Source organism: Novosphingopyxis baekryungensis DSM 16222 (assembly GCF_000420305.1).
GTDB lineage: Bacteria > Pseudomonadota > Alphaproteobacteria > Sphingomonadales > Sphingomonadaceae > Novosphingopyxis > Novosphingopyxis baekryungensis.
The window spans coordinates 688,308-707,676 of record NZ_ATUR01000002.1; the positions used below are offsets into that span (position 1 = coordinate 688,308).

Annotated in this window: 19 protein-coding genes and 1 other RNA gene; 14 read left to right on the forward strand and 6 right to left on the reverse strand. The window is 61.7% G+C overall.

Annotated elements, in window-relative coordinates; translation table 11 throughout:
• Positions 1 to 142 precede the first annotated feature (142 nt).
• From G410_RS0103395 to G410_RS0103405, 3 genes are all read left to right on the forward strand, one after another.
• Positions 143 to 772, forward strand: coding sequence for an ATP-dependent Clp protease proteolytic subunit (locus G410_RS0103395; RefSeq protein WP_022672256.1), 630 nt, complete (start codon positions 143 to 145; stop codon positions 770 to 772).
• A 150-nt stretch (positions 773 to 922) separates the two neighbouring features.
• The gene (clpX, locus tag G410_RS0103400; RefSeq protein WP_022672257.1) at positions 923 to 2,194 is read left to right on the forward strand and encodes an ATP-dependent Clp protease ATP-binding subunit ClpX; all 1,272 of its coding nucleotides are present in this window, start codon (positions 923 to 925) and stop codon (positions 2,192 to 2,194) included.
• Between the two features lie 252 nt (positions 2,195 to 2,446).
• A complete protein-coding gene (locus tag G410_RS0103405) occupies positions 2,447 to 4,981 on the forward strand; it encodes a TonB-dependent receptor (RefSeq protein WP_022672258.1) in 2,535 nt (844 codons plus the stop codon).
• Positions 4,982 to 5,082: 101 nt separating this feature from the next.
• Here G410_RS0103405 and mtgA read toward each other — a convergent pair whose 3' ends face one another.
• The 3 genes from mtgA to G410_RS0103420 all read right to left on the reverse strand — a co-directional run bounded on the left by mtgA (position 5,083) and on the right by G410_RS0103420 (position 7,808).
• Positions 5,083 to 5,781, reverse strand: a complete 699-nt coding sequence (mtgA, locus tag G410_RS0103410; protein ID WP_022672259.1) for a monofunctional biosynthetic peptidoglycan transglycosylase — start codon at positions 5,779 to 5,781, stop codon at positions 5,083 to 5,085.
• A 119-nt stretch (positions 5,782 to 5,900) separates the two neighbouring features.
• On the reverse strand, positions 5,901 to 6,806 hold the full coding sequence (gene rpoH, locus G410_RS0103415) for an RNA polymerase sigma factor RpoH (protein WP_022672260.1): 906 nt from the start codon (positions 6,804 to 6,806) through the stop codon (positions 5,901 to 5,903).
• A gap of 75 nt (positions 6,807 to 6,881) precedes the next feature.
• Positions 6,882 to 7,808, reverse strand: a complete 927-nt coding sequence (locus tag G410_RS0103420; RefSeq protein ID WP_022672261.1) for an RluA family pseudouridine synthase — start codon at positions 7,806 to 7,808, stop codon at positions 6,882 to 6,884.
• 31 nt (positions 7,809 to 7,839) lie between these two features.
• Here G410_RS0103420 and G410_RS15460 point away from each other — a divergent pair, with 31 nt between their 5' ends.
• From G410_RS15460 to rnpB, 9 genes are all read left to right on the forward strand, one after another.
• On the forward strand, positions 7,840 to 8,244 hold the full coding sequence (locus G410_RS15460) for a M67 family metallopeptidase (protein ID WP_022672262.1): 405 nt from the start codon (positions 7,840 to 7,842) through the stop codon (positions 8,242 to 8,244).
• A gap of 78 nt (positions 8,245 to 8,322) precedes the next feature.
• On the forward strand, positions 8,323 to 8,961 hold the full coding sequence (locus tag G410_RS0103430; protein ID WP_022672263.1) for a histidine phosphotransferase family protein: 639 nt from the start codon (positions 8,323 to 8,325) through the stop codon (positions 8,959 to 8,961).
• A 111-nt stretch (positions 8,962 to 9,072) separates the two neighbouring features.
• Positions 9,073 to 11,460 (forward strand): chemotaxis protein CheA, encoded by a 2,388-nt coding sequence (locus tag G410_RS15465; protein ID WP_022672264.1) that lies wholly within the window; start codon positions 9,073 to 9,075, stop codon positions 11,458 to 11,460.
• Positions 11,457 to 11,894 (forward strand): chemotaxis protein CheW, encoded by a 438-nt coding sequence (locus tag G410_RS0103440; protein ID WP_022672265.1) that lies wholly within the window; start codon positions 11,457 to 11,459, stop codon positions 11,892 to 11,894. The genes G410_RS15465 and G410_RS0103440 overlap by 4 nt, the downstream gene beginning before the upstream one ends.
• 65 nt (positions 11,895 to 11,959) lie before the next feature.
• A complete protein-coding gene (locus G410_RS0103445) occupies positions 11,960 to 12,319 on the forward strand; it encodes a response regulator (protein ID WP_022672266.1) in 360 nt (119 codons plus the stop codon).
• Between the two features lie 6 nt (positions 12,320 to 12,325).
• Positions 12,326 to 13,441, forward strand: a complete 1,116-nt coding sequence (locus G410_RS0103450) for a chemotaxis protein CheB (RefSeq protein ID WP_022672267.1) — start codon at positions 12,326 to 12,328, stop codon at positions 13,439 to 13,441.
• On the forward strand, positions 13,438 to 14,286 hold the full coding sequence (locus G410_RS0103455) for a CheR family methyltransferase (protein ID WP_033317231.1): 849 nt from the start codon (positions 13,438 to 13,440) through the stop codon (positions 14,284 to 14,286). The genes G410_RS0103450 and G410_RS0103455 overlap by 4 nt, the downstream gene beginning before the upstream one ends.
• A 97-nt stretch (positions 14,287 to 14,383) precedes the next feature.
• A complete protein-coding gene (locus G410_RS0103460; RefSeq protein WP_022672269.1) occupies positions 14,384 to 15,073 on the forward strand; it encodes an N-acetylmuramoyl-L-alanine amidase in 690 nt (229 codons plus the stop codon).
• A gap of 4 nt (positions 15,074 to 15,077) precedes the next feature.
• Positions 15,078 to 15,481: RNase P RNA component class A (rnpB, locus tag G410_RS17290), an RNA gene on the forward strand.
• Positions 15,482 to 15,558: 77 nt separating this feature from the next.
• Here rnpB and G410_RS0103465 read toward each other — a convergent pair.
• Positions 15,559 to 16,209: a carbonic anhydrase gene (locus G410_RS0103465; protein ID WP_022672270.1), complete on the reverse strand. Its 651-nt coding sequence runs from the start codon at positions 16,207 to 16,209 to the stop codon at positions 15,559 to 15,561.
• A complete protein-coding gene (locus tag G410_RS0103470) occupies positions 16,206 to 17,786 on the reverse strand; it encodes a SulP family inorganic anion transporter (RefSeq protein WP_022672271.1) in 1,581 nt (526 codons plus the stop codon). Before G410_RS0103470 ends, G410_RS0103465 begins: the two co-directional genes overlap by 4 nt.
• Before the next feature lie 211 nt (positions 17,787 to 17,997).
• On the opposite strand from G410_RS0103470, the gene G410_RS0103475 reads away from it, so the two are divergent.
• Positions 17,998 to 18,534 (forward strand): J domain-containing protein, encoded by a 537-nt coding sequence (locus G410_RS0103475; RefSeq protein ID WP_022672272.1) that lies wholly within the window; start codon positions 17,998 to 18,000, stop codon positions 18,532 to 18,534.
• Complete coding sequence (locus tag G410_RS0103480) at positions 18,531 to 18,833, forward strand: hypothetical protein (protein ID WP_028971015.1); 303 nt, start codon at positions 18,531 to 18,533, stop codon at positions 18,831 to 18,833. The genes G410_RS0103475 and G410_RS0103480 overlap by 4 nt, the downstream gene beginning before the upstream one ends.
• A 66-nt stretch (positions 18,834 to 18,899) precedes the next feature.
• Here G410_RS0103480 and G410_RS0103485 read toward each other — a convergent pair whose 3' ends face one another.
• Positions 18,900 to 19,310, reverse strand: coding sequence for a SufE family protein (locus G410_RS0103485; RefSeq protein WP_022672274.1), 411 nt, complete (start codon positions 19,308 to 19,310; stop codon positions 18,900 to 18,902).
• Positions 19,311 to 19,369 lie beyond the last annotated feature (59 nt).

Consider the following 19,369-nt stretch of genomic DNA (forward strand, 5'->3'; position numbering starts at 1 on the left):
CAATGCGCAAGGGCGCGGGGCCGGATCGAACCGGACCCGCCACATCGCTGACAGCGCGATGATGGTTACCGCCCTTGACGCATAGGGCCGGGCATCCGATCTAGGCTCCAGAACAATTCTCTCCAGCAGCCACGGAATATTTATGCACGATCCTATTACCGACGCGATGGTCCCCGTTGTCATCGAACAGTCCAACCGGGGCGAGCGCAGTTGGGACATCTTTTCCCGCTTGCTGCGTGAGCGCATCATCTTCGTGACCGGCCAGGTGGAAGACCATATGGCCTCCATCATCACCGCCCAGCTTCTGTTCCTGGAATCGGACAATCCGAAGAAGGACATCTGGATGTACATCAACTCGCCCGGCGGCGTGGTGACGGCCGGCATGGCGATCCACGATACCATGCAATATATCCGTCCGAAGGTGGGCACGGTCTGCATCGGTCAGGCCGCGTCGATGGGCAGCTTCCTGCTCTCCGCCGGTGAACCGGGCATGCGTGTGGCCCTGTCGAACGCCCGCGTGATGGTGCATCAGCCGTCGGGCGGCGCGCAGGGCATGGCATCGGACATCGAGATCCAGGCCAAGGAAATCCTGCGGATTCGTCGCCGGATGAACGATCTTTACGCCAAATATACCGGCAAGCCGCTGGCGGAGATCGAAAAGGCGATGGACCGCGACACCTTCCTGGAAGCGGACGAGGCCAAGGCCTTCGGCATCGTGGACGAAGTGTTCGAAAAGCGCCCGGCCACACCGGACAGCGAGTCCGGCAGCTAGGCCGCGCGCGTCCGCGATAAAGCTGAATTGTTAACGGGCATGGGGTAACAGGAGACGTTGATTGCTCTTGCGCCCCTGCCGACCGGCGATAGGATGCGTCTTTCCGGTCGACGCGATACGCCCCGAAATGGCGGAAATGGAACGAACTGAATGACCAAATTAAGCGGCTCCGATTCGAAGAACACGCTCTATTGCAGCTTCTGCGGCAAGTCCCAGCATGAAGTGCGCAAGCTGATCGCGGGGCCAACCGTGTTCATCTGCGACGAGTGCGTGGAGCTGTGCAACGACATCATCCGGGAAGAGACCAAGGGTGGCCTGGTCAACAAGAAGGAGGGCGAAGTCCCTTCGCCGCAGGAAATCTGCGATGTTCTGGATGATTATGTCATCGGTCAGGCCCGCGCCAAGCGCGTGCTCTCCGTGGCCGTGCACAATCATTACAAGCGTTTGAACCACGCCGCCAAGAGCCCGGAGATCGAGCTCGCCAAGTCCAACATCCTGCTGGTCGGCCCCACCGGCTGCGGCAAGACGTTGCTGGCGCAGACGCTGGCCAAGACCTTTGACGTGCCCTTCACCATGGCCGATGCGACCACGCTGACGGAGGCCGGCTATGTCGGCGAAGATGTCGAGAACATCATCCTGAAGCTGTTGCAGGCGTCCGATTACAATGTCGAAAAGGCGCAGCGCGGCATCGTCTATATCGACGAGATCGACAAGATCACGCGCAAGACCGAAAATCCCTCGATCACGCGCGACGTGTCGGGTGAAGGTGTGCAGCAGGCGCTGCTCAAGCTGATGGAAGGCACCACCGCGTCGGTGCCGCCGCAGGGTGGGCGCAAGCATCCGCAGCAGGAATTCCTGCAGGTGGACACCACCAACATCCTGTTCATCTGTGGCGGGGCCTTTGCCGGTCTGGAAAAGATCATCGGCAACCGTATGGAAGGCAAGTCCATGGGCTTCGGCGCGCATGTCGCCGATCCGGACGAGCGCCGCACGGGCGAGGTGCTGGCCAAGCTGGAGCCGGAAGATCTGCTGAAATTCGGGCTCATCCCGGAATTTGTGGGTCGTCTGCCGGTCACCGCGACGCTGGAAGATCTGGACGTGCCTGCCCTGGTGCAGATCCTGTCCGAGCCGAAGAACGCGCTGGTGAAGCAATATGGCAAGCTGTTCGACATGGAAGATGTCGAAATCAGCTTCACCGACGATGCGCTGCAAGCCATCGCCAAGAAGGCCATCGAACGCAAAACCGGTGCCCGCGGGCTGCGCTCCATTCTGGAAGCCATCCTGCTCGATACCATGTTCGATCTGCCATCCATGGAAGGCGTCAGCGAGATCGTGGTCGACAAGGATGTGGCCGAGGGTCGCAAGGAACCCGTCCGCGTGTTCGCCGAATCGACCAAGGCGAAAAAGGAAGACGCTGCCTGATCATACTGTTGCTGCGCTGCAACAGTAACAACCCAAAGTGATTGTCGGCGGAACCGCCGGCTACGCTCAAGAGCCCGATTACCGCTGGTTTTCGGGCTCTTTTGTTTTTTGCAACTTGATCCAGGGCAAATGACAACTGCGCTTTCACAAAGCTGACAAATTCCATCGCCAATGGGCCCTCAACGCGCCGTCACGAATTTGGTTCTACGCTATCGTGGCGCGGGAGTTTTCGAACGTACAAAGGGGTACCCCATGAACTGCAAGACCTATCTCGCCGCCAGCGTGGCGAGTTTTACCTTGGCCATTGCGCTTGGCGCACCGGCACACGCACAGTCCACCGGCTCTATCGAGTTCAACGACGATGATGCGATCATCGTGACGGGTGCGCGGGAGCAATCGGTCGGCGGTATCGAAATTCCCGATACGTCGAAAGCGAAGCAAGTTCTCGATTCGGAGATCATTCGTCGCCAGCGTCCTGGCCAGACGGTTAATGATATTCTGAACCTTGTTCCCGGTGTCAGCTTCCAGAACAACGATCCTTTCGGTTCGGGCGGCGGTTCGTTCACGATCCGTGGCTTCACGTCCGATCGTATTTCGCAGACACTCGACGGCCTCCCGCTCAACGATTCCGGCAACTACGCGATTTACACTAACCAGCAGGTCGATCCCGAGACTCTGGAAGAAGTGAACGTGAACCTCGGCGTGACTGACGTGGACAGCCCCACCGCTTCCGCGGTTGGTGGAACGATCAACCTGCGTACGCGTGTGCCAGGTGACGAGATTGGCGCAGTGGCCAGTGCTTCCTACGGCAACATTCTTGCAAACGGTTCGGGTGATCGCCCTTATATCCGCGCGTTCGGGATGTTCGATACTGGTGATCTCACCGGTTTTGGCACCAAGGCGTTCGTGTCCGCCAGCTGGACGTCTTATGACAACCCGTTCAACAATTATGGCAAGGTCGAAAAGCAGCAATATAATGGCCGCCTGTTCCAGGAAATCGGCAATGACGGCGATTTCGCATCGGTGTCTTTCTATTATAATGAAAACCGTAATAACTTTTTCGGTTCTTTCGAACTGCCGGATTTCCCGACTTCCAAAGAGGGTCGCTTTTACGACATCAATTATCCCTGCACGAACAGCACGTTCTCGCCAGGTACCTCGGTGCAATATAGCGACCGCGATGGCTGCGGTGCCGAATTCGATCGCCGCTATAACCCGTCCGATACCGGCAACATCCGTGGCGCGTCGCGTTTCACGCTGGGGGACGGCATTACGCTGACGGTTGATCCAAGCTATCAGTATGTCAAAGCTAATGGCGGTGGTCCCGAGGACCTTCGTGAAGGTTTCGCCAACATCAATGGCACACCCTACACAGGCTTCTATCGCGGCGGATATTATTATGGCCGTGATCTTAACGGAGACGGCGATTTGCTCGATCGCGTTGCCGGCAATGACCCGAGCCACACCACGACTGATCGCTATGGCGTGATTTCATCGCTCGCTTACGAGATCAACCAGGATCATCGCGTCCGTATCGCGTATACGCTCGACCATGCCCGCCACAGGCAGACTGGTTCGACCGCGCTGCAGGCTGGCAATGGGGAGCCGACCGAATTCTTCCCGATCGATGATCCCCTGTTGGACGTGAACGGGAATATCCTCCAGAAGCGTGATCGTCTGTCCTATGCCATTCTCAATCAGGTATCTGGAGAATATCGTGGGCGGTTCTTCGACGAGCGGCTGGTCACCACGCTGGGTGTTCGCGCACCTTTCTTCAAGCGTGAGCTGAACCAGTACTGCTTCACCACCTCGGCGAACGGTTTTATCGACTGCATCGGCAACCAGGATCCGACGGCTTATCTTGCCGCCAATCCGAATGCCGTTCCCCCGATTTCACGCGATTATACTTACAACAAGGTGTTGCCGAACGTAGGCCTGGTCTACAAATTCACGCCTGCTGCTTCGGTCTTCTTCAACTTTGCCCAAGGCCTGTCGGTCCCCGGCACGGATCCGCTCTACGCTTCGCTATTCTTTGACGAAAATGCCGGCAGCGCGCGTCCCGATCCGGAAACCACGGACAGCTTCGATCTCGGTGCTCGTTTCACGAGTGGCAAGATCCAGGCACAGGTGGCTGGTTTCTACACCAAATATCAAAATCGCCTCGCAACGGCTTTTGACCCGATCCTCGATCAGGTTATTTTCCGCAACCTGGGTGCGGTCGACAAATATGGTGTAGACGGCAGCATTGCCTTCCGTCCGAACAGAAACCTGCTGCTGTATGTTTTCGGTTCTTATCTGAAATCCGAGATCAAGCAGAACGTTCAGGGCGGGACCTGCGGTCTCGATGGTGACGGCGCGCCTACGAATGCGGCATTTGGCTGTTCGCTCGGCAATGTTGGTCAGCCGTTTTTCTACCAGACTGAAGGCAAGCGCGAGAGCGGCTCTCCCGACTTCTCGCTTGGCGGTCGCGCGCAGGTTACCTTTGGTGATCTGGAAATAGGCGGTCAGGTGAAATACACCGGTCAGCGCTTCGTCAATGACGAGAACGTGCCGATCGCTGGCTACGGTGCAACCGTTGATGGTTATACGCTGGTCGATCTGGATGTCCGTTACAATCTGGGTGATCTCGGATTTGGTCGTAGTGCTGCAATCCAGTTGAACCTCACTAACCTGTTCGACGAACTTTATGTCGGTGGCTTCGGCGGATCTCTGGATCGCACCCAATCCCCGTTCGTGCAGATTGGCCCGCCGCGCGCTGGCTCGGTTTCTCTGGTGATCGGTTACTGATCGACGGAACGACTAGCGATAGAATTGAAGGCGCGGGAGGTGACTCCCGCGCCTTTTTTTATGGGCCCGCTAATGACAGAACTCACTGCGGGGTTTTGTCGTCATGTGTAGATACACCCATCCAGACCGTCGCGCTTCACCACGCCGATGCGTTTGGCGATGCTGTTACCGTAGCGGCGGACGAAGCCGGTGGGGTTGACGACGGAGCGGCGCTTGGGGAGTGGCAGGGCGGCGGCGATGCGGGCGGCTTCGGTGGGCGTCAGGTCGGCGGCGGATTTGTTGAAATATCGCTGCGCGCCCGCTTCGGCGCCATAGGTGCCGATGCCCGTCTCGGCGAGGTTGAGATAGACTTCCATGATCCGGTGCTTGCCCCAGATATTCTCGATCAGGAAGGTGAACCAGGCCTCCAGCCCCTTGCGAAAATAGCCGCCGCCCTGCCACAGAAAGGCGTTTTTGGCGGTTTGCTGGCTGATGGTGGAGCCGCCGCGAATGCGGCCGCCCTGCGCGTTGCGGCGCATGGCCTTTTCGATCGCCTCGGTATCGAACCCGTTATGGGTGCAGAATTTGCCGTCTTCCGCGCCGATTGCCGCGCGCACCAGATTGGGGGAGATGTTGGACAGCGGCTCCCAGTCCTTGGTGATGCTATGCTCGTCCATTGCCATGGTGATGGTGAAGGGCGGAGGTACGACGGCGTAGAGCAGCACCCACAGAACAGACAGGGCGATGAAGGCGATGACCAGCTTGAACAGCCAGGTGAAGAGGCGGGCGATAGAGCATGTCTCCTGATGGCGGTCGCTCAAGGCATATTCGCCCGGCGATGCGGTTGATCAGGAAAGGATGGCGGGTCCGTCTGCGAAACCCAAGAAAAAACCGGCCCGCCACGGGGGCAGGCCGGTCATATGTTCGGCAGTGGGTATAATCAGGCGGCGGCGGGGATCAGGCGCTTTTCGCCCGCGATCCGCAGCATGGCCTTCTGCACCTTTTCAAATGCGCGCACTTCGATCTGGCGGACCCGTTCGCGGCTGACACTATAGACCTGGCTAAGCTGTTCCAGCGTCTGCGGGCTCTCCGTCAGGCGGCGCTCGGTCAGAATATGCTTCTCCCGATCGTTCAGGCCGTCCATCGCCTCGAGCAGCATGTCATGGCGCACATCGGCTTCCTGCGCATCGGCCACGACCTTGTCCTGCAAGGGCTGCTCGTCGGTCAACCAGTCCTGCCACTGACCATCGCCATCCTCGCGCATCGGCACGTTGAGCGAGGCATCCCCGCCCATCGACATGCGGCGGTTCATGGAGTGAACCTCGTCCTCGGTCACGCCGAGATCGGTGGCGATCTTGTTGACGTCTTCGGGGCGCAGATCGCCATCCTCGAACGCCTGCAACTGGTTTTTCATCCGGCGCAGGTTGAAGAACAGCTTCTTCTGCGCGGCGGTGGTGCCGATCTTTACAAGGCTCCAGGAGCGCAGGATATATTCCTGGATCGAGGCGCGGATCCACCACATCGCATAGGTGGCGAGGCGGAAGCCGCGTTCGGCATCGAATTTCTTCACGCCCTGCATGAGGCCAATATTGCCTTCGCTGATCAGCTCGCTGACCGGCAGGCCATAGCCGCGATAGCCCATCGCGATCTTCGCCACGAGGCGCAGATGCGAGGTGACGAGCTGCGCTGCCGCGTCGCTGTCCTGATGCTCGGCATAGCGGCGCGCGAGCATATATTCCTGCTCGGGCTTCAAAATCGGGAATTTGCGGATTTCGCTCAGATAACGATTGAGGCTGTTTTCCCCCCCAAGGGCAGGGACGACCGCTTTTTTCGTGCTGGTAGCCATGATAATCTTCCTTCAGATGGTCGCCCAACGGCCTCATCAAGCACCGTAGAACAGACCGGTTTCGCTTTCCTGTATCTATACGCAAAGCGCCCTTAACAGTTCCTGCATATCGGCAGGAATCGGGCTCTCAAACCGCAGCTTTTCCGCAGTCAAGGGATGGATAAAACCAAGTACCGCGGCGTGCAAGGCCTGGCGGGGGAAGGCCTTCCTCTCGGCGGCCATGTTTTTCTTGGGGGTTCGTCCGTAAAGCGGATCGCCGATCAACGGGTGGCCGAGATGCGCCATATGCACGCGCACCTGATGGGTCCGCCCGGTTTCCAGCGTGCAATCGACCAGCGCGGCCTGCTTCAGCGCCTGCCGCGTCGCATAATGGGTTATGGCATGCTTGCCCTTGCCCTCGGCAACCACCGCCATCTTCTTGCGATGGTTGGGCGCGCGGCCCACCGCAGCGTCCACTGTTCCGGCCAGCGGCATGGGCACGCCGTCCACGATCGCCAGATAATGCCGATCGATGTCGTGTGCCTTGAACAAGGCGGCCAGCCCGCGATGCGCCAGATCGGACTTGGCGGCGACCATCAGGCCGGAGGTATCCTTGTCGATCCGGTGCACGATTCCCGGACGGCGTTCTCCACCGATGCCCGAAAGTGAGCCGGCGCAGTGGTGCAGCAGCGCGTTGACCAGCGTGCCGCTTGGGTGGCCGGGGGCCGGGTGAACCACCAGCCCGGCGGGCTTGTCGATCACGATGAGATGCGCGTCTTCGAAGACCACGGTGAGCGGGATGTCCTGCGGCACCAGATCGGTGGTAACGGGCGGGGGCAGGTCCAGCGAAAAGGCCTGGCCTTCGAACTTCCTGCTGGAGCCGGCGGTGATCGTGCGGCCATCGATCTGCAGACGCCCTTCGGCGATCAGCGCCTTCACCCGCTCGCGCGACAGATCGTCCGCCGCGTCGGCGATCGCCGCATCCAGCCTGCCGGGGGGGACGGTTCCTTCGATCCTGTTCATCACGCGGTGCATGTTGCACAAGGGACAGGCTATGACCATTCGGATCGCACACCAGACCGCCGCGATGATGCGCGCGCATGCCGATCGGGCCGCTCCGCTGGAATGTTGCGGGCTGTTGCTGGGGCAGGGGGACAGGATCGAAGCGGTGCGCGCGGCAGACAATGTCGCGGCGCAGCCGGAACGGCATTTCGAGATCGATCCCGCCGCGCTGATCGGTGCCGAACGGGCCGCGCGGCAGGGGCATGGCCTGGCCGTGATCGGCTATTATCATTCGCACCCCAATGGCCGTGCCGCCCCGTCGCCGACCGATCTGGCCATGGCAGCGCCGGACGGGCGAATCTGGCTGATCCTTGCGCAGGGCGCGATCGCTGCTTTTCGCGCGCCGGAGAGGGCGGGCGACACATTTCGTCGCTGCGGACTGCAGATCGATCCGTGAGGCCTTGCGCCGCACGCATGTGCGGGCCATGTCCGGCGCGCACCATTTACCGCTTAATGCTGGAACATCATGCCTGAAATGTCCGACGACCAAGTCGATCTCGCCGCCCTTCTATGCTCGCGCCTCTGCCACGATCTGTTGAGCCCTGTCGGCGCGATGAACAACGGGCTGGAGCTGCTGGCGGACGAAACTGACCCCGCCATGCGCGCGCGTTGCATCGATCTGCTGAACGAAAGTGCCGCGGCGGCGGCGAACAAGCTGAAATTCTTCCGGCTGGCCTTTGGCGCAGCGGGTGGCTTCGGCCCGACGGTGGACCCCACCGATGCCCGCGCGGTGGCGCAGGGTCTGGTGGAGGATGCGCGCACCAAGCTGGTATGGGATGTGCCCGAAGGGCCTTTGCCCAAGGCGGCGGTCAAGATCCTGCTCAACATGGTGCTGATTGCGCGCGAAGCCCTGGTGCGGGGCGGCACGTTGGCCGTGGGCGCGGAAAGCCGGGACGGGGAGACCGAAATCGTGGTGCGGGCCGAGGGGCCCAAACTGGTGCTCGATGCACAGGTGCGCGCCGCGCTGGAAGGCGGGCTCGACCCGGCGCAGATCGATTCGCGCACGGCGGCGGCCCATATGGTGCAGACGCTCGCCCAGCGCGGCGGCGGCATGGTGCAGATTGCCGGCGGGTCGAACGAGCCGCTGCTGATGGGCGCGCTCATCAAGTCCTGAGCGGGCGGGCATGGCCGCGCCCGGATGTGGCGGCTGGCTGCGGCACATCAGGGAAAGCGATTTCTTAACCATATGCGCTTTAGGACTGTCCGGAAACTACCGGGCGGAACGATGGACGATCTTCTTGACGATTTTATCGCGGAAACACGCGAGACGCTGCAAAGCATAGAAGGTGCCGTGATCGCCTGGGAGCGTGCGCCCGACGACCGGGAGACGCTCGACAGCATTTTCCGCTTCGTCCACACTGTCAAGGGCAGCTGCGGCTTTCTCGATCTTCCGCGCCTCACGACGCTCAGCCATGCCGCCGAAAACGCCCTGGATGCGGTTCGGCAGAACGAGCTGGTCGCCTCCCAGGCGCTGGTCACCGCAGTGCTGGCGATCATCGACCGGATTGCGGCGGTTACCAATGCGCTCGACACGCAGGACGCCATATTCGACGACGATCATCTGCTGATCCAGCGGCTGGCCGACGTCTGTTCCGGCGCGGCGATGATTCCGGTGCCGGCGCCCGAAGTCGAGCCGCCTCGCGAACGGCGCGATCCCCAGCGCGCGGCGCTGCAGCGCAATCGCTCGGCCAGGCTGTCGCTCGATCTGCTCGACAATCTGATGAGCGGCATTTCCGACATGGTGCTGGCCCGCAATGAAATGGCCCGGCGGCTGCGCGAGGACGATGTCAGCATCGAGGTCGACCAGCTGTTTTCGCGGCTGTCCTCCAGCATTGCGCAGATGCGCGATTCGATCGGGCTCGTCCGCCTGCAGCCCATCGACCGGCTGTTCGTCAGCTTTCCCCGGCTGGTGCGCGATACCGCGCTGGACCTGAAGAAGGATATTCTGCTGAAGGTCGAGGGCGGCGATGTCGAGATCGACCGGGAAATGGTCGACGTCATCCGCGATCCGATCATGCATATCCTGCGCAACAGCGTGGATCATGGCATCGAAACGCCCGAGGTGCGCCGCGCGTCCGGAAAAGCCGCGCAGGCGGTCATCCACCTGTCCGCACAGCAGGCCGGCAATCAGATCGTGATCGAAGTGGCCGACGATGGCCGCGGGCTCGATACCGAGCGGATCTGCGCCAAGGCGATTGCCAAGGGCATCATCGGGTCCGAGCAGGCCGCCACGATGAGCCAGCGCGACATGGCCGAGCTGATTTTCGAGCCGGGCTTCTCGACCTCCGAGGCGGTGACCGATCTGTCCGGGCGGGGCGTGGGCATGGATGTCGTACGCCACGCGATCGACCAGATGGGCGGCACGATTGAACTGCGCAACAATCCCGGCCATGGGCTCACCATCGTGATGCGCCTGCCTTTGACGCTCAGCATCATGCCAGGCCTCACCCTGCGGTGCGGCAACACCCTGTTCGCCATCCCGCGCAGCACGGTGACCGAAATCCTGTCGCTGAAAGGCGGGCAGGTGCGGATCGATCGGGCGGGCGGCAAGCAAGTGGCGTCGATCCGCGGCGCACGCATGGCCTGCGTTTCTCTCGCCGGCGTGCTCGGGGTCGACAGCGACGGTCCCGGTACGGTGATCGTCGTATCGATTTCGGGCGGGCGCCGTTATGCGCTGGCGGTCGATGCGGTGGTGGATCATGAAGAACTGGTGGTCAAACCGGCACCGCCGCTGCTGATGGCCTCCGGCCTCTATGCCGGCATTTCGCTGCCCGACAACGGGCGGCCGATCATGCTGCTGGATGCATCGGGCATTGCCGAGGCGGGCAAGGTTTCCGACCAGATCGACATGGCGGCGCCCAAGACAGCCGATGCGACGCATCACAAGGCCAAACGCGCGCTCATGTTCCTGTCGATGACGGGAGAGCGCAAGGCGGTGCGCCTGTCCGTGCTCGATCGGATGAAGGAGGTTCCGGCCAGCACCGTGCGGCATCGCGGCGGCGCGCTGCGATTTGCCCATGAAGGCCGGCATGGCGTCGTCCTGGGGTGCGAAGGCGAGCCGCAGGGAGAGAATGTCAAACTGCTCCGCCTGATGAGCGGCGAGAACGGCGTGCTCATGATGGTCCAGGAAATCCTCGATATTATCGACCTGGAAGTCGTGCGACCGGCAATCGGCACCCCCATGGTCGAGGCGGTGATCGAGCATGAAGGCGAACAGATCGAACTGATCGATGCGCATGCCTGTCTGGCGGAAGGTGCGCGTCTGCAGGGCAGTGACCTGGGGCAGGCGGGCGGAGCACTCTGTTATCTGGAGGCCGATCAGCAGGGCTGGATGGGCAATGTGTTGAAACCGCTGCTGGAGGCGGCGGGATACCGGGTGACGCATGATCCGGAGCAGCGCGCGGCGGCCTGGGCCGAATTGCTGAGCGAGGACGGCGGCAACGGCGCAGCGATCGATCCATCGCGCACCATCCTGCTGCACGATCGTCCGGGCCAGTCGGCAGACCGCAGCATCTATCGCTATGACCGCGCAGCCATCCTGCGCGCGCTGGCCGACAAGGCCGAGCCTGGCGGCATCGCGCCCGACGGCATCCGACAGGAGTATGTCGCGTGAAGGATCTGTATCTGATCGCTGAAATGGCCGGGACGATGGTGGCGATCCCCACGCAGGATGTGGAGGCGGTGGTATCGGTCGGCGAAACCGTGCCGGTGCCTGCTGCGCCGAGCCATGTTGCCGGTCTGTTTGCGCTGCGAAGCCGGGTGATCACGCTGATCGATCCCGCGCAGCTGATTGCCCGGAAACAAACCCGGCTGGATGCGGACAGCACGGCGATCATCGGTTCGATCGGCGGGAATGTCTATGGCTTCCTGATCGACAAGGTGGACGATGTGCTGACGATCCCTTCGGATCAGATCATGGATGTCGGCGGTGCGACGGACGCCTGGGCCAGATTGGCCACCGGGGTGGCCGCCGTGGAAGGGCGCGACATGATGATGGTGGTTTCCTTGGGCAATTTCATCCACTTGCCCCGGCAGATGGCCGCCTGAATTAATGATGCGCTAACGCGTTTGGTGCATGGTCCCGGGAGATTATAGCCCCGGAGTGATGCGCAATGAAAACATGTCTTGTCGTCGATGACAGCAAGGTGATCCGGAAGGTGGCCCGCCACATTCTGGAATCGCTGGAGTTCCAGGTCTGCGAAGCGGTCGACGGCCAGGACGGCGTGGAGCAATGCGAGACGGTTAATCCCGATGTCATTCTGCTGGACTGGAACATGCCGGTCATGGGCGGGATGGATTTTCTGAGGGCCGTGCGCGCCAAGGGCCAGACGGCCAAGGTGATTTTCTGCACGACGGAAAACGGTCTGCCGCAGATCGAAGCGGCCATTGCCGCCGGGGCCGACGAATTCATCATGAAACCGTTCGACCGCGACATGCTGCAATCCAAGCTTGAGCTCGTGGGCGCTGCCTGACATTCCATGAACGTTGCCGCCGCCCTGCATGCCCAAGAGCGGACATCCGAAGCCCCGGCTTCCGGATGCGATCAGCCGGTCCGCATTCTGGTGGTGGATGACAGCAGCGTGGTGCGCTCGGTGTTCGAGCGGATCATCCTGCGGAACAATCGCCTGGCCTTTGCCGGGAGCTGTGCCTCGGTGGACGAGGCGCTTCAGTTTCTCGCCAGACAAAAAGTCGAAATCATCCTGCTCGATATCGAGATGCCCGGCCGGAACGGCCTGGAAGGGCTGCCGGAAATCATCGCACGCAGCCAGGGCGCAGCCGTGTTCATCATCTCGTCGCATATCGAGGAGCAGGCCCCCAAGGCGGTCGAGGCGCTCACGCTGGGCGCGCATGACATTCTGGCCAAGCCGGGGGGCGCGGCCAACCGCCTGCGCTTTACCGATGCCCTGCTCGCCAAGATCGATGCCGTGATCTGCAAAACGCGCGCCGTGCCCGCAACGGCGCATCCACAGCCCGCAACAAGGGCGCCGGAAATGCCGCCAACGCCGGTCAGCGGCGGCGAGTTGGAATGCATCGCGATCGGCAGTTCTACCGGCGGGATCATCGCCATTCAGCAGTTTCTCAAAGCCCTGCCGCCGGCGATCGATTGTCCGATCCTCATCACCCAGCATCTGCCGCTGGACTTTATGAGTTACTTCGCCCGTCAGCTCGATCATCACATCGCGCGCACCGTTCTAGTGGGCAGGGACGACATGCCGATGGAGCGGGGCCATGTCTATATCGCCTCTGGCCTGGGGCATCTGGGCTGCGCCTATGTCAATGGCGTGCCCCGGTTGAAGGCCCTGCATGGCCTGACCGAGAGCAGATATCTTCCGGCTGTGGACCCGATGCTGCAATCGGTCGCGCAATGTTTCGGTGCGCATGCGCTTGGCGTGATCATGAGCGGTATGGGCCATGACGGGCTGATCGGTGCGGGCGAACTGCGCGCGCAGGGTGCCGCCGTCATCGTGCAGGATGAGCAATCCTCGGTCGTCTGGGGCATGCCTGGTGCCATCGCGAATGCCGGGCTGGCGTCGGCCGTCCTGCCGCCTGCCGCCATGGGCAGTCATCTCGCCAAGAAAGGCCTTGCAGCATGAACCGCCTGGTACCCGAAGGGGCACTTTCCATGCTGTCCGACCTCATTGAACGAAACGCAGGACAGGTTCTGACGCCGGATCGTTACTGGCGTGTGGAAACCATGCTGGCACCCATCATGCGCGCCCATGCGCTCTCTTCGGTCGACGATCTGGTTGCCGCGCTGTCCGCGGGCGGCAATCGTCTGCTCGAGCGGCAGACCATCGACGCGATGCTGAACCACGAGACCAGCTTCTTTCGCGATCAGGCGGCCTTCGCCCTGCTCACCGGCCCGGCGCTGTCCTCGCTGCGCGAAAGCCGCGCGGCGGACCGTCGCATCCGGATCTGGTCGGCCGCCTGCTCGACAGGGCAGGAAGCCTATTCGGTAGCCATGTCGATCCTGGAAAACCGCCGGCAATGGGACGGCTGGGATATCGAGATCATCGGCAGCGATGTGTCCACCTCGGTCGTCGAACAGGCCCGCGAAGGGCGCTATTCGCAGCTCGTTATCCAGCGCGGCATGCCGATCACGCTCATGCTGCGCTATTTCGCGAAGGATGGGGAGGACTGGGTTGCCAAGCCGGAACTGCGCGACATGGTGCGCTTCCGCCAGCACAATCTGCTCGATCCGGTGGAGAACAGAAACGAATTCGATCTGGTGCTCTGCCGCAATGTGATCATGTATCTGTTGCCGGAGCACCGGCCACGTGTGTTCCGGAACCTGGCACGCAGTATCAGGCCGGAAGGGCTGCTGATGCTGGGGGCTGCCGAGACGATCATGGGGCAGACCGATCTGTTCCGATCGAGCAAGGATTATCGCGGACTCTATCGGTTCGATGCCGACCAGCAGCATCTGAGCGCCGCCTGACCTGCGGGGCCGACGGGCGGTGCCTGGCAGCCGCCACGGCGCGTCCTGCCGCCTGCCATCTATGCAAGCAGGGCCTGACCACCTAAAGCGTTGATCCATGCTGTGGAAGCCATCGCCCAACTTCAACGATCGCGCATTGCCGATCTCCATGATCGTTCTGCATTATACCGGCATGAAGGACGCCGCGAGCGCGATTGAGCGGATGACGAGCGCGGAGGGCGGCGTCTCAGCCCATTATTGCATTACCGAGGAAGGCGAGATCGTGCAGATGGTGCGCGAGGAAGACCGCGCCTGGCACGCCGGGAAAAGCTATTGGTGCGACATTACGGACGTCAACAGCGCTAGCGTGGGCATCGAACTGGTCAATCCCGGCCATGAATGGGGCTATCGCCCGTTCCCCAAGGCGCAGATCGATGCGCTGGTGCCGTTATTGTCCGAACTGGTGCAGCTCTATCATGTCGATCCGTGCCATGTGGTCGGCCACAGCGACATCGCCCCGGCGCGCAAGGACGATCCCGGCGAGCTGTTTCCGTGGGATCGGCTGGCAAAACTGGGTCTGGCGGCGGAAAAACCGGTCAAGGCGCATGTCGATCCGGGCTGGGCCGATGCCAATTTCCTGATGGCGCTCAACCGCTATGGCTATGATGTGACGGATGCGCCCGCGGCCATTCGCGCATTCGAGCGCCGCTTCCGGCCCGAGTTGATCACCGGCGTGCCCGATGGGCAGCTGAGGGCCATGCTGTTCGCTTTGCTCTTGGAACGCGATACGGAAAGCTCTACCGGCTGATCTGTCAGGGGGCCGGGCAATCGCGGGCGGGCCGGCAGCAATGCCGGTCTGCGCGAGGAAAGTCCGGGCTCCACGGAAAACGGTGCCGGATAACGTCCGGCGGGTGCGCGTCTTCGGACTGGCATCAAGGGACAGTGCAACAGAAAGCAGGTCGCGCAGGCTTCGGCCCCGCGACAGTGAAAGGGTGCGGTAAGAGCGCACCGCGCGCGCCGGCAACGGCCGCGGCACGGTAAACCCCACCGGGAGCAAGACCGAATAGGGGCGGCACAGGGTGGCAACACCCGCTTTTATCCGGAAGGCCGCCCGGGTTGGTCGCTGGAGCGGCGGAGCAATCCGTCGCCTAGAGGAATGATTGCCCAGCTTCGTCAGCGAAGTGGACAAAACCCGGCTTACAGGCCCCCTGACAATCGATCTGCCCCGATCATGCAAAAAGGGCGGCGGCTATCTAGCCACCGCCCCTCGATGCGTTTCAGCGATAAAACCACCTAGTCGGTCTGTGGCAGCAGCACCGATTTGGGGGGATGGTCGGACCGGTCATAATTGTCCTTGTCCAGTTCCAGCAGCGGCTTGATCAGGCCGTCGCGCAGATCATAGACCCATCCGTGCAGCAGCAGGGGCTGGCCACGTTCAAAGGCCCCGCGAATGGTGTCCGATCGCGCCAGCGTCAGCAGTTGATCGCGGACATTGCATTCGACCAGCCGGTTGACGCGGTCGTCATTCTCGCCGGCACTGTCGACATCCTGCTTATGCGCGGCATAGACGTCCGCCGGGTTTTCCAGCCATTTCGCAATCGGGCCGGAAACGCCGCCGTTCAGCGTCGCAGCGATGCCGCCGCACCCATAATGGCCGCACAGCACGACATGCTTCACCTTCAGCACATCGACCGCGAACTGCACCACCGACATCAGATTGATGTCATCGAGATGCACCACATTGGCGATGTTGCGGTGGATGAAGATCTCGCCCGGCTTGGTCTGCGTCATCTGATCCGGGCTGACCCGGCTGTCCGAACAGCCGATCCACAGAATCTCCGGTTTCTGGCCGATGGTCTGCTGCGCAAAGAATTCGGCATTGCGCTCCTGCATTTCCTGCGACCATGCCCGGTTGGACAGGAGGAGTTCCTTGTAGCTTTTCATGAGTACACCACCTTCTTGCGCGGAGCCTTGATCAGTTCGTCGGTGCGATCGCCAAATTCGCCGCGGACCGAAACCTCGATATCGCGGAATTCGGCGTTGCGCGCGAAGGCGTTGATGATGTCGAAATTGTCCGGATCGACAAATTCCGCGCGGTCCAGATTGATAACGACTGTGGCACCGTCCGGAATGCCGGTCAGCTTATTCTGCAATTCATATTTATGGATGAAGTACAGGTTGCGCCGCGCGCTGACGAGCCAGCTGTCGCCATCGTTCACCACGCTCACGGCGGTGCGGAAATTGCGTGCCACCACGAAGACGAAGCCAACGGCCAGACCGATCAGGATGCCGATCAGAAGATCGGTCAGCAAAATGGCCACCACGGTCACCACGAACGGCACAAACTGGTGCCAGCCCTGGCGGTAGCGCTGCTTGTAGAGCTCGATCCGGGTCAGCTTGTAACCGATGTGCAGCAGGATCGCCGCCAGCGCCGCCAGCGGAATGAGGTTCAGCACGACAGGGATCAGAAAGACGCTCAGCAGCAGCCAGAAACCGTGCAGAACGGCCGACGTCTTGGTGATGGCGCCCGCTTCGACATTGGCCGAGCTGCGGATGATGACCGAGGTCAGCGGCAGACCGCCGATCAGGCCGGACACCAGATTGCCCCCGCCCTGCGCCAGCAATTCGCGGTTCTTGTCGGTGGTGCGGCGGCGCGGATCGATTTCGTCGATGGCCTTGACGCTGAGCAGCGATTCCAGGCTGGCAACGATCGCCAGCGTCAGCGCCGTGGTCCAGACCAGCGGCAGGCCGATGGCGCCGAAGTCCGGCGTGGCGAACTGACTGGCAAAGTCCCGCAGACCTTCGGATACGGGCACCTGCACCAGATGCGTCGGCGCAATGGCCAGGCTGGGCACCGCGGCGATGAACAGGGTGTTGGCCAGCACGCCGAAGATCACCACCACCAGCGGACCGGGCAGGAAGCGCAGCAGACCTTCGCTGGGCCGGGCCTTGTCCCACCAGAACAGGAACACCAGCGAAATGGATGCGATGATCAGCGGACCGGCCAGCAGCGACTGCGCGATCGCATGGGGCAAGGCGGACAAGGTGTTGAACCCATCCGTCTGCAAAAAGCTCAGGCTGCCCTCAAAATCACCGTCATAACCGATCGCGTGGGGGATTTGCTTCAGGATCAGGATCAGGCCGATGGCGGCCAGCATACCCGTGATGACGGAAGAGGGCACGAACTCGGCCAGTACACCGCTCTTGGTGAGCGAGAAGAGCATCTGCATCACGCCCGACAGGCACACGGCGATCAGGAATGCCTCATAGGTCGGCAGGGATTCGATCGCGGCCAGCACGATCACGGTAAGACCCGCAGCCGGGCCGCTCACGGACAGTTGCGATTTGGACAATATGCCCACGACAATGCCGCCGACGATGCCGGCGATCAGGCCGGAAAACAGCGGGGCGCCGGATGCGAGCGCGATGCCGAGACATAGCGGCAGGGCAACCAGGGCCACAACGATGGAGGCAGGAATATCCTGCCACAAATGTTTCAGAAATTCGGGGGATTTGGTCACAGAAGTCCAGTCCGTGTTTGAGTGCGCGGAGGCTTTGGGTGGCCTGTCGAGATGTTATATCGTGGGGATATAACAGCACATGGCTATCGTTTTTCGGTTACATTGCAAAGGATAATCGCTCGCAGCAACGATGGTCGGAAAGCTTGGCGAGACAAAGGCTGTTTTGCAAAGCGATGGAAATCCGGCGCTAATGTCCTTACCTACGGAAGCGATGGCAAAAGCAAGACGATCGAACGACTGGGGATTTCCCCGCTGGCGCGGCTATAGCGAAGGGCGTGAGGCCGAGGCGGTGCGCATCTGCGACCGGGTCGGCTGCAATGAAAAGGGCGATTGCCCGGCGCCAAAATCGCCCAACAGCCCGGAGCGCTGGTATTTCTGCCCAACCCATGCGGGGGAATATAATCGCAACTGGGATTATTTTGCAGGCCTGAGCAAGGAAGAGGCCGACAAGCGCGCGCGCGAAGAAAAGCGCGACGCTGGCGGCTATCAGGAATCGGCGCATTATGCCTGGGCGGGCCCCGGAGATGGCAGCCGCAGCCGGGATGAGATGCATGCGCTGGAATTGCTCGGGCTGGAGCCGGATGCCGATTTCGATACCGCCAAAAAGGCCTGGCGCGATCTGGCCAAGCGGACCCATCCCGATGTGAACCCCGGCAATGCCGAAGCGGCTGCCGAATTTCAGGCGGGGCAGGCGGCCTATGATGTTTTGAAGGCCGCCGAAGAACGCAAGCAGTGGCAGCCGGGGTGAAGCAGCAGGTCGACGCCAATTGGAGTCACGCCATTCTGGTTTGCAAGAAATGCTCGAAGAAGCTGAAAGGCGGCTTTGGCGATGGTGGCAAGACCAAATTGGCGGCGGAATTGCGGGGGCGGCTGGGTTCCGGAAAAGGCCGCAAGGGGCGGCTCGGCGTGGTCGAAGTGCCCTGCCTCGACGTGTGCCCCAAAAAAGCGGTGATGCTGGTCGACAGCCGCCAGCCCGGCGTCTGGCGGATCGTGCGGCCCGATGCCGATCTGGACGTTCTGGCGGCGGAGCTGACCGCAACGGAATGAGCAGCGGTCGCTCTCGCCCTAGATGGAAGCGCGCAATGGGTCGGCGAGAAGACCCCGCCGGAATGCCTATCGCAAGCGTGCAGCCGTCTCGTGGATCAGCGCAATCATGTTGGGGATGCCCTGGGTGCGATTGCTGCTGAGCTGATTTTTCAGATCGAACGGCTCCAGCGCCCCCTGGATATCGGCATCGGCGACATCGGCTGGCGCCCCGTCCTGCACCGTCTTCAGCACCAGCGCGATGATGCCCTTGGTGATCGCGGCGTTGCTGTCCGCCAGGAAATGGAGATGACCATCGTCGCGCCGGGTGGGATAGACCCAGACCGCTGCCGAGCATCCACGCACCAGCGTGGCATCAGTCTTCAGCGCATCGGGCATCGGCTCCAGATCGCGGCCCAGCTCGATGAGCAGTCGGTAGCGGTCGTCGGGATCGAGAAATTCATATTCCTCGCGGATGTCGGAAAGGCTGCGATCAGTCATGACGGGGCTGTAGCAGCGGTGCGGGGGCGGTGGAAAGAGCTGTCGAGAGCAATCCCGCC

Bases quoted from the DNA above. Each gene is read 5' to 3' on its own strand.
- G410_RS0103395 (WP_022672256.1), top strand. From the start codon at position 143: ATGCACGATCCTATTACCGACGCGATGGTCCCCGTTGTCATCGAACAG.
- clpX (WP_022672257.1), top strand. From the start codon at position 923: ATGACCAAATTAAGCGGCTCCGATTCGAAGAACACGCTCTATTGCAGC.
- G410_RS0103405 (WP_022672258.1), top strand. From the start codon at position 2,447: ATGAACTGCAAGACCTATCTCGCCGCCAGCGTGGCGAGTTTTACCTTG.
- rpoH (WP_022672260.1), bottom strand. From the start codon at position 6,806: ATGGCTACCAGCACGAAAAAAGCGGTCGTCCCTGCCCTTGGGGGGGAA.
- G410_RS0103420 (WP_022672261.1), bottom strand. From the start codon at position 7,808: ATGAACAGGATCGAAGGAACCGTCCCCCCCGGCAGGCTGGATGCGGCG.
- G410_RS15460 (WP_022672262.1), top strand. From the start codon at position 7,840: ATGACCATTCGGATCGCACACCAGACCGCCGCGATGATGCGCGCGCAT.
- G410_RS0103430 (WP_022672263.1), top strand. From the start codon at position 8,323: ATGTCCGACGACCAAGTCGATCTCGCCGCCCTTCTATGCTCGCGCCTC.
- G410_RS15465 (WP_022672264.1), top strand. From the start codon at position 9,073: ATGGACGATCTTCTTGACGATTTTATCGCGGAAACACGCGAGACGCTG.
- G410_RS0103445 (WP_022672266.1), top strand. From the start codon at position 11,960: ATGAAAACATGTCTTGTCGTCGATGACAGCAAGGTGATCCGGAAGGTG.
- G410_RS0103450 (WP_022672267.1), top strand. From the start codon at position 12,326: ATGAACGTTGCCGCCGCCCTGCATGCCCAAGAGCGGACATCCGAAGCC.
- G410_RS0103455 (WP_033317231.1), top strand. From the start codon at position 13,438: ATGAACCGCCTGGTACCCGAAGGGGCACTTTCCATGCTGTCCGACCTC.
- G410_RS0103460 (WP_022672269.1), top strand. From the start codon at position 14,384: ATGCTGTGGAAGCCATCGCCCAACTTCAACGATCGCGCATTGCCGATC.
- G410_RS0103465 (WP_022672270.1), bottom strand. From the start codon at position 16,209: ATGAAAAGCTACAAGGAACTCCTCCTGTCCAACCGGGCATGGTCGCAG.
- G410_RS0103475 (WP_022672272.1), top strand. From the start codon at position 17,998: ATGGCAAAAGCAAGACGATCGAACGACTGGGGATTTCCCCGCTGGCGC.
- G410_RS0103485 (WP_022672274.1), bottom strand. From the start codon at position 19,310: ATGACTGATCGCAGCCTTTCCGACATCCGCGAGGAATATGAATTTCTC.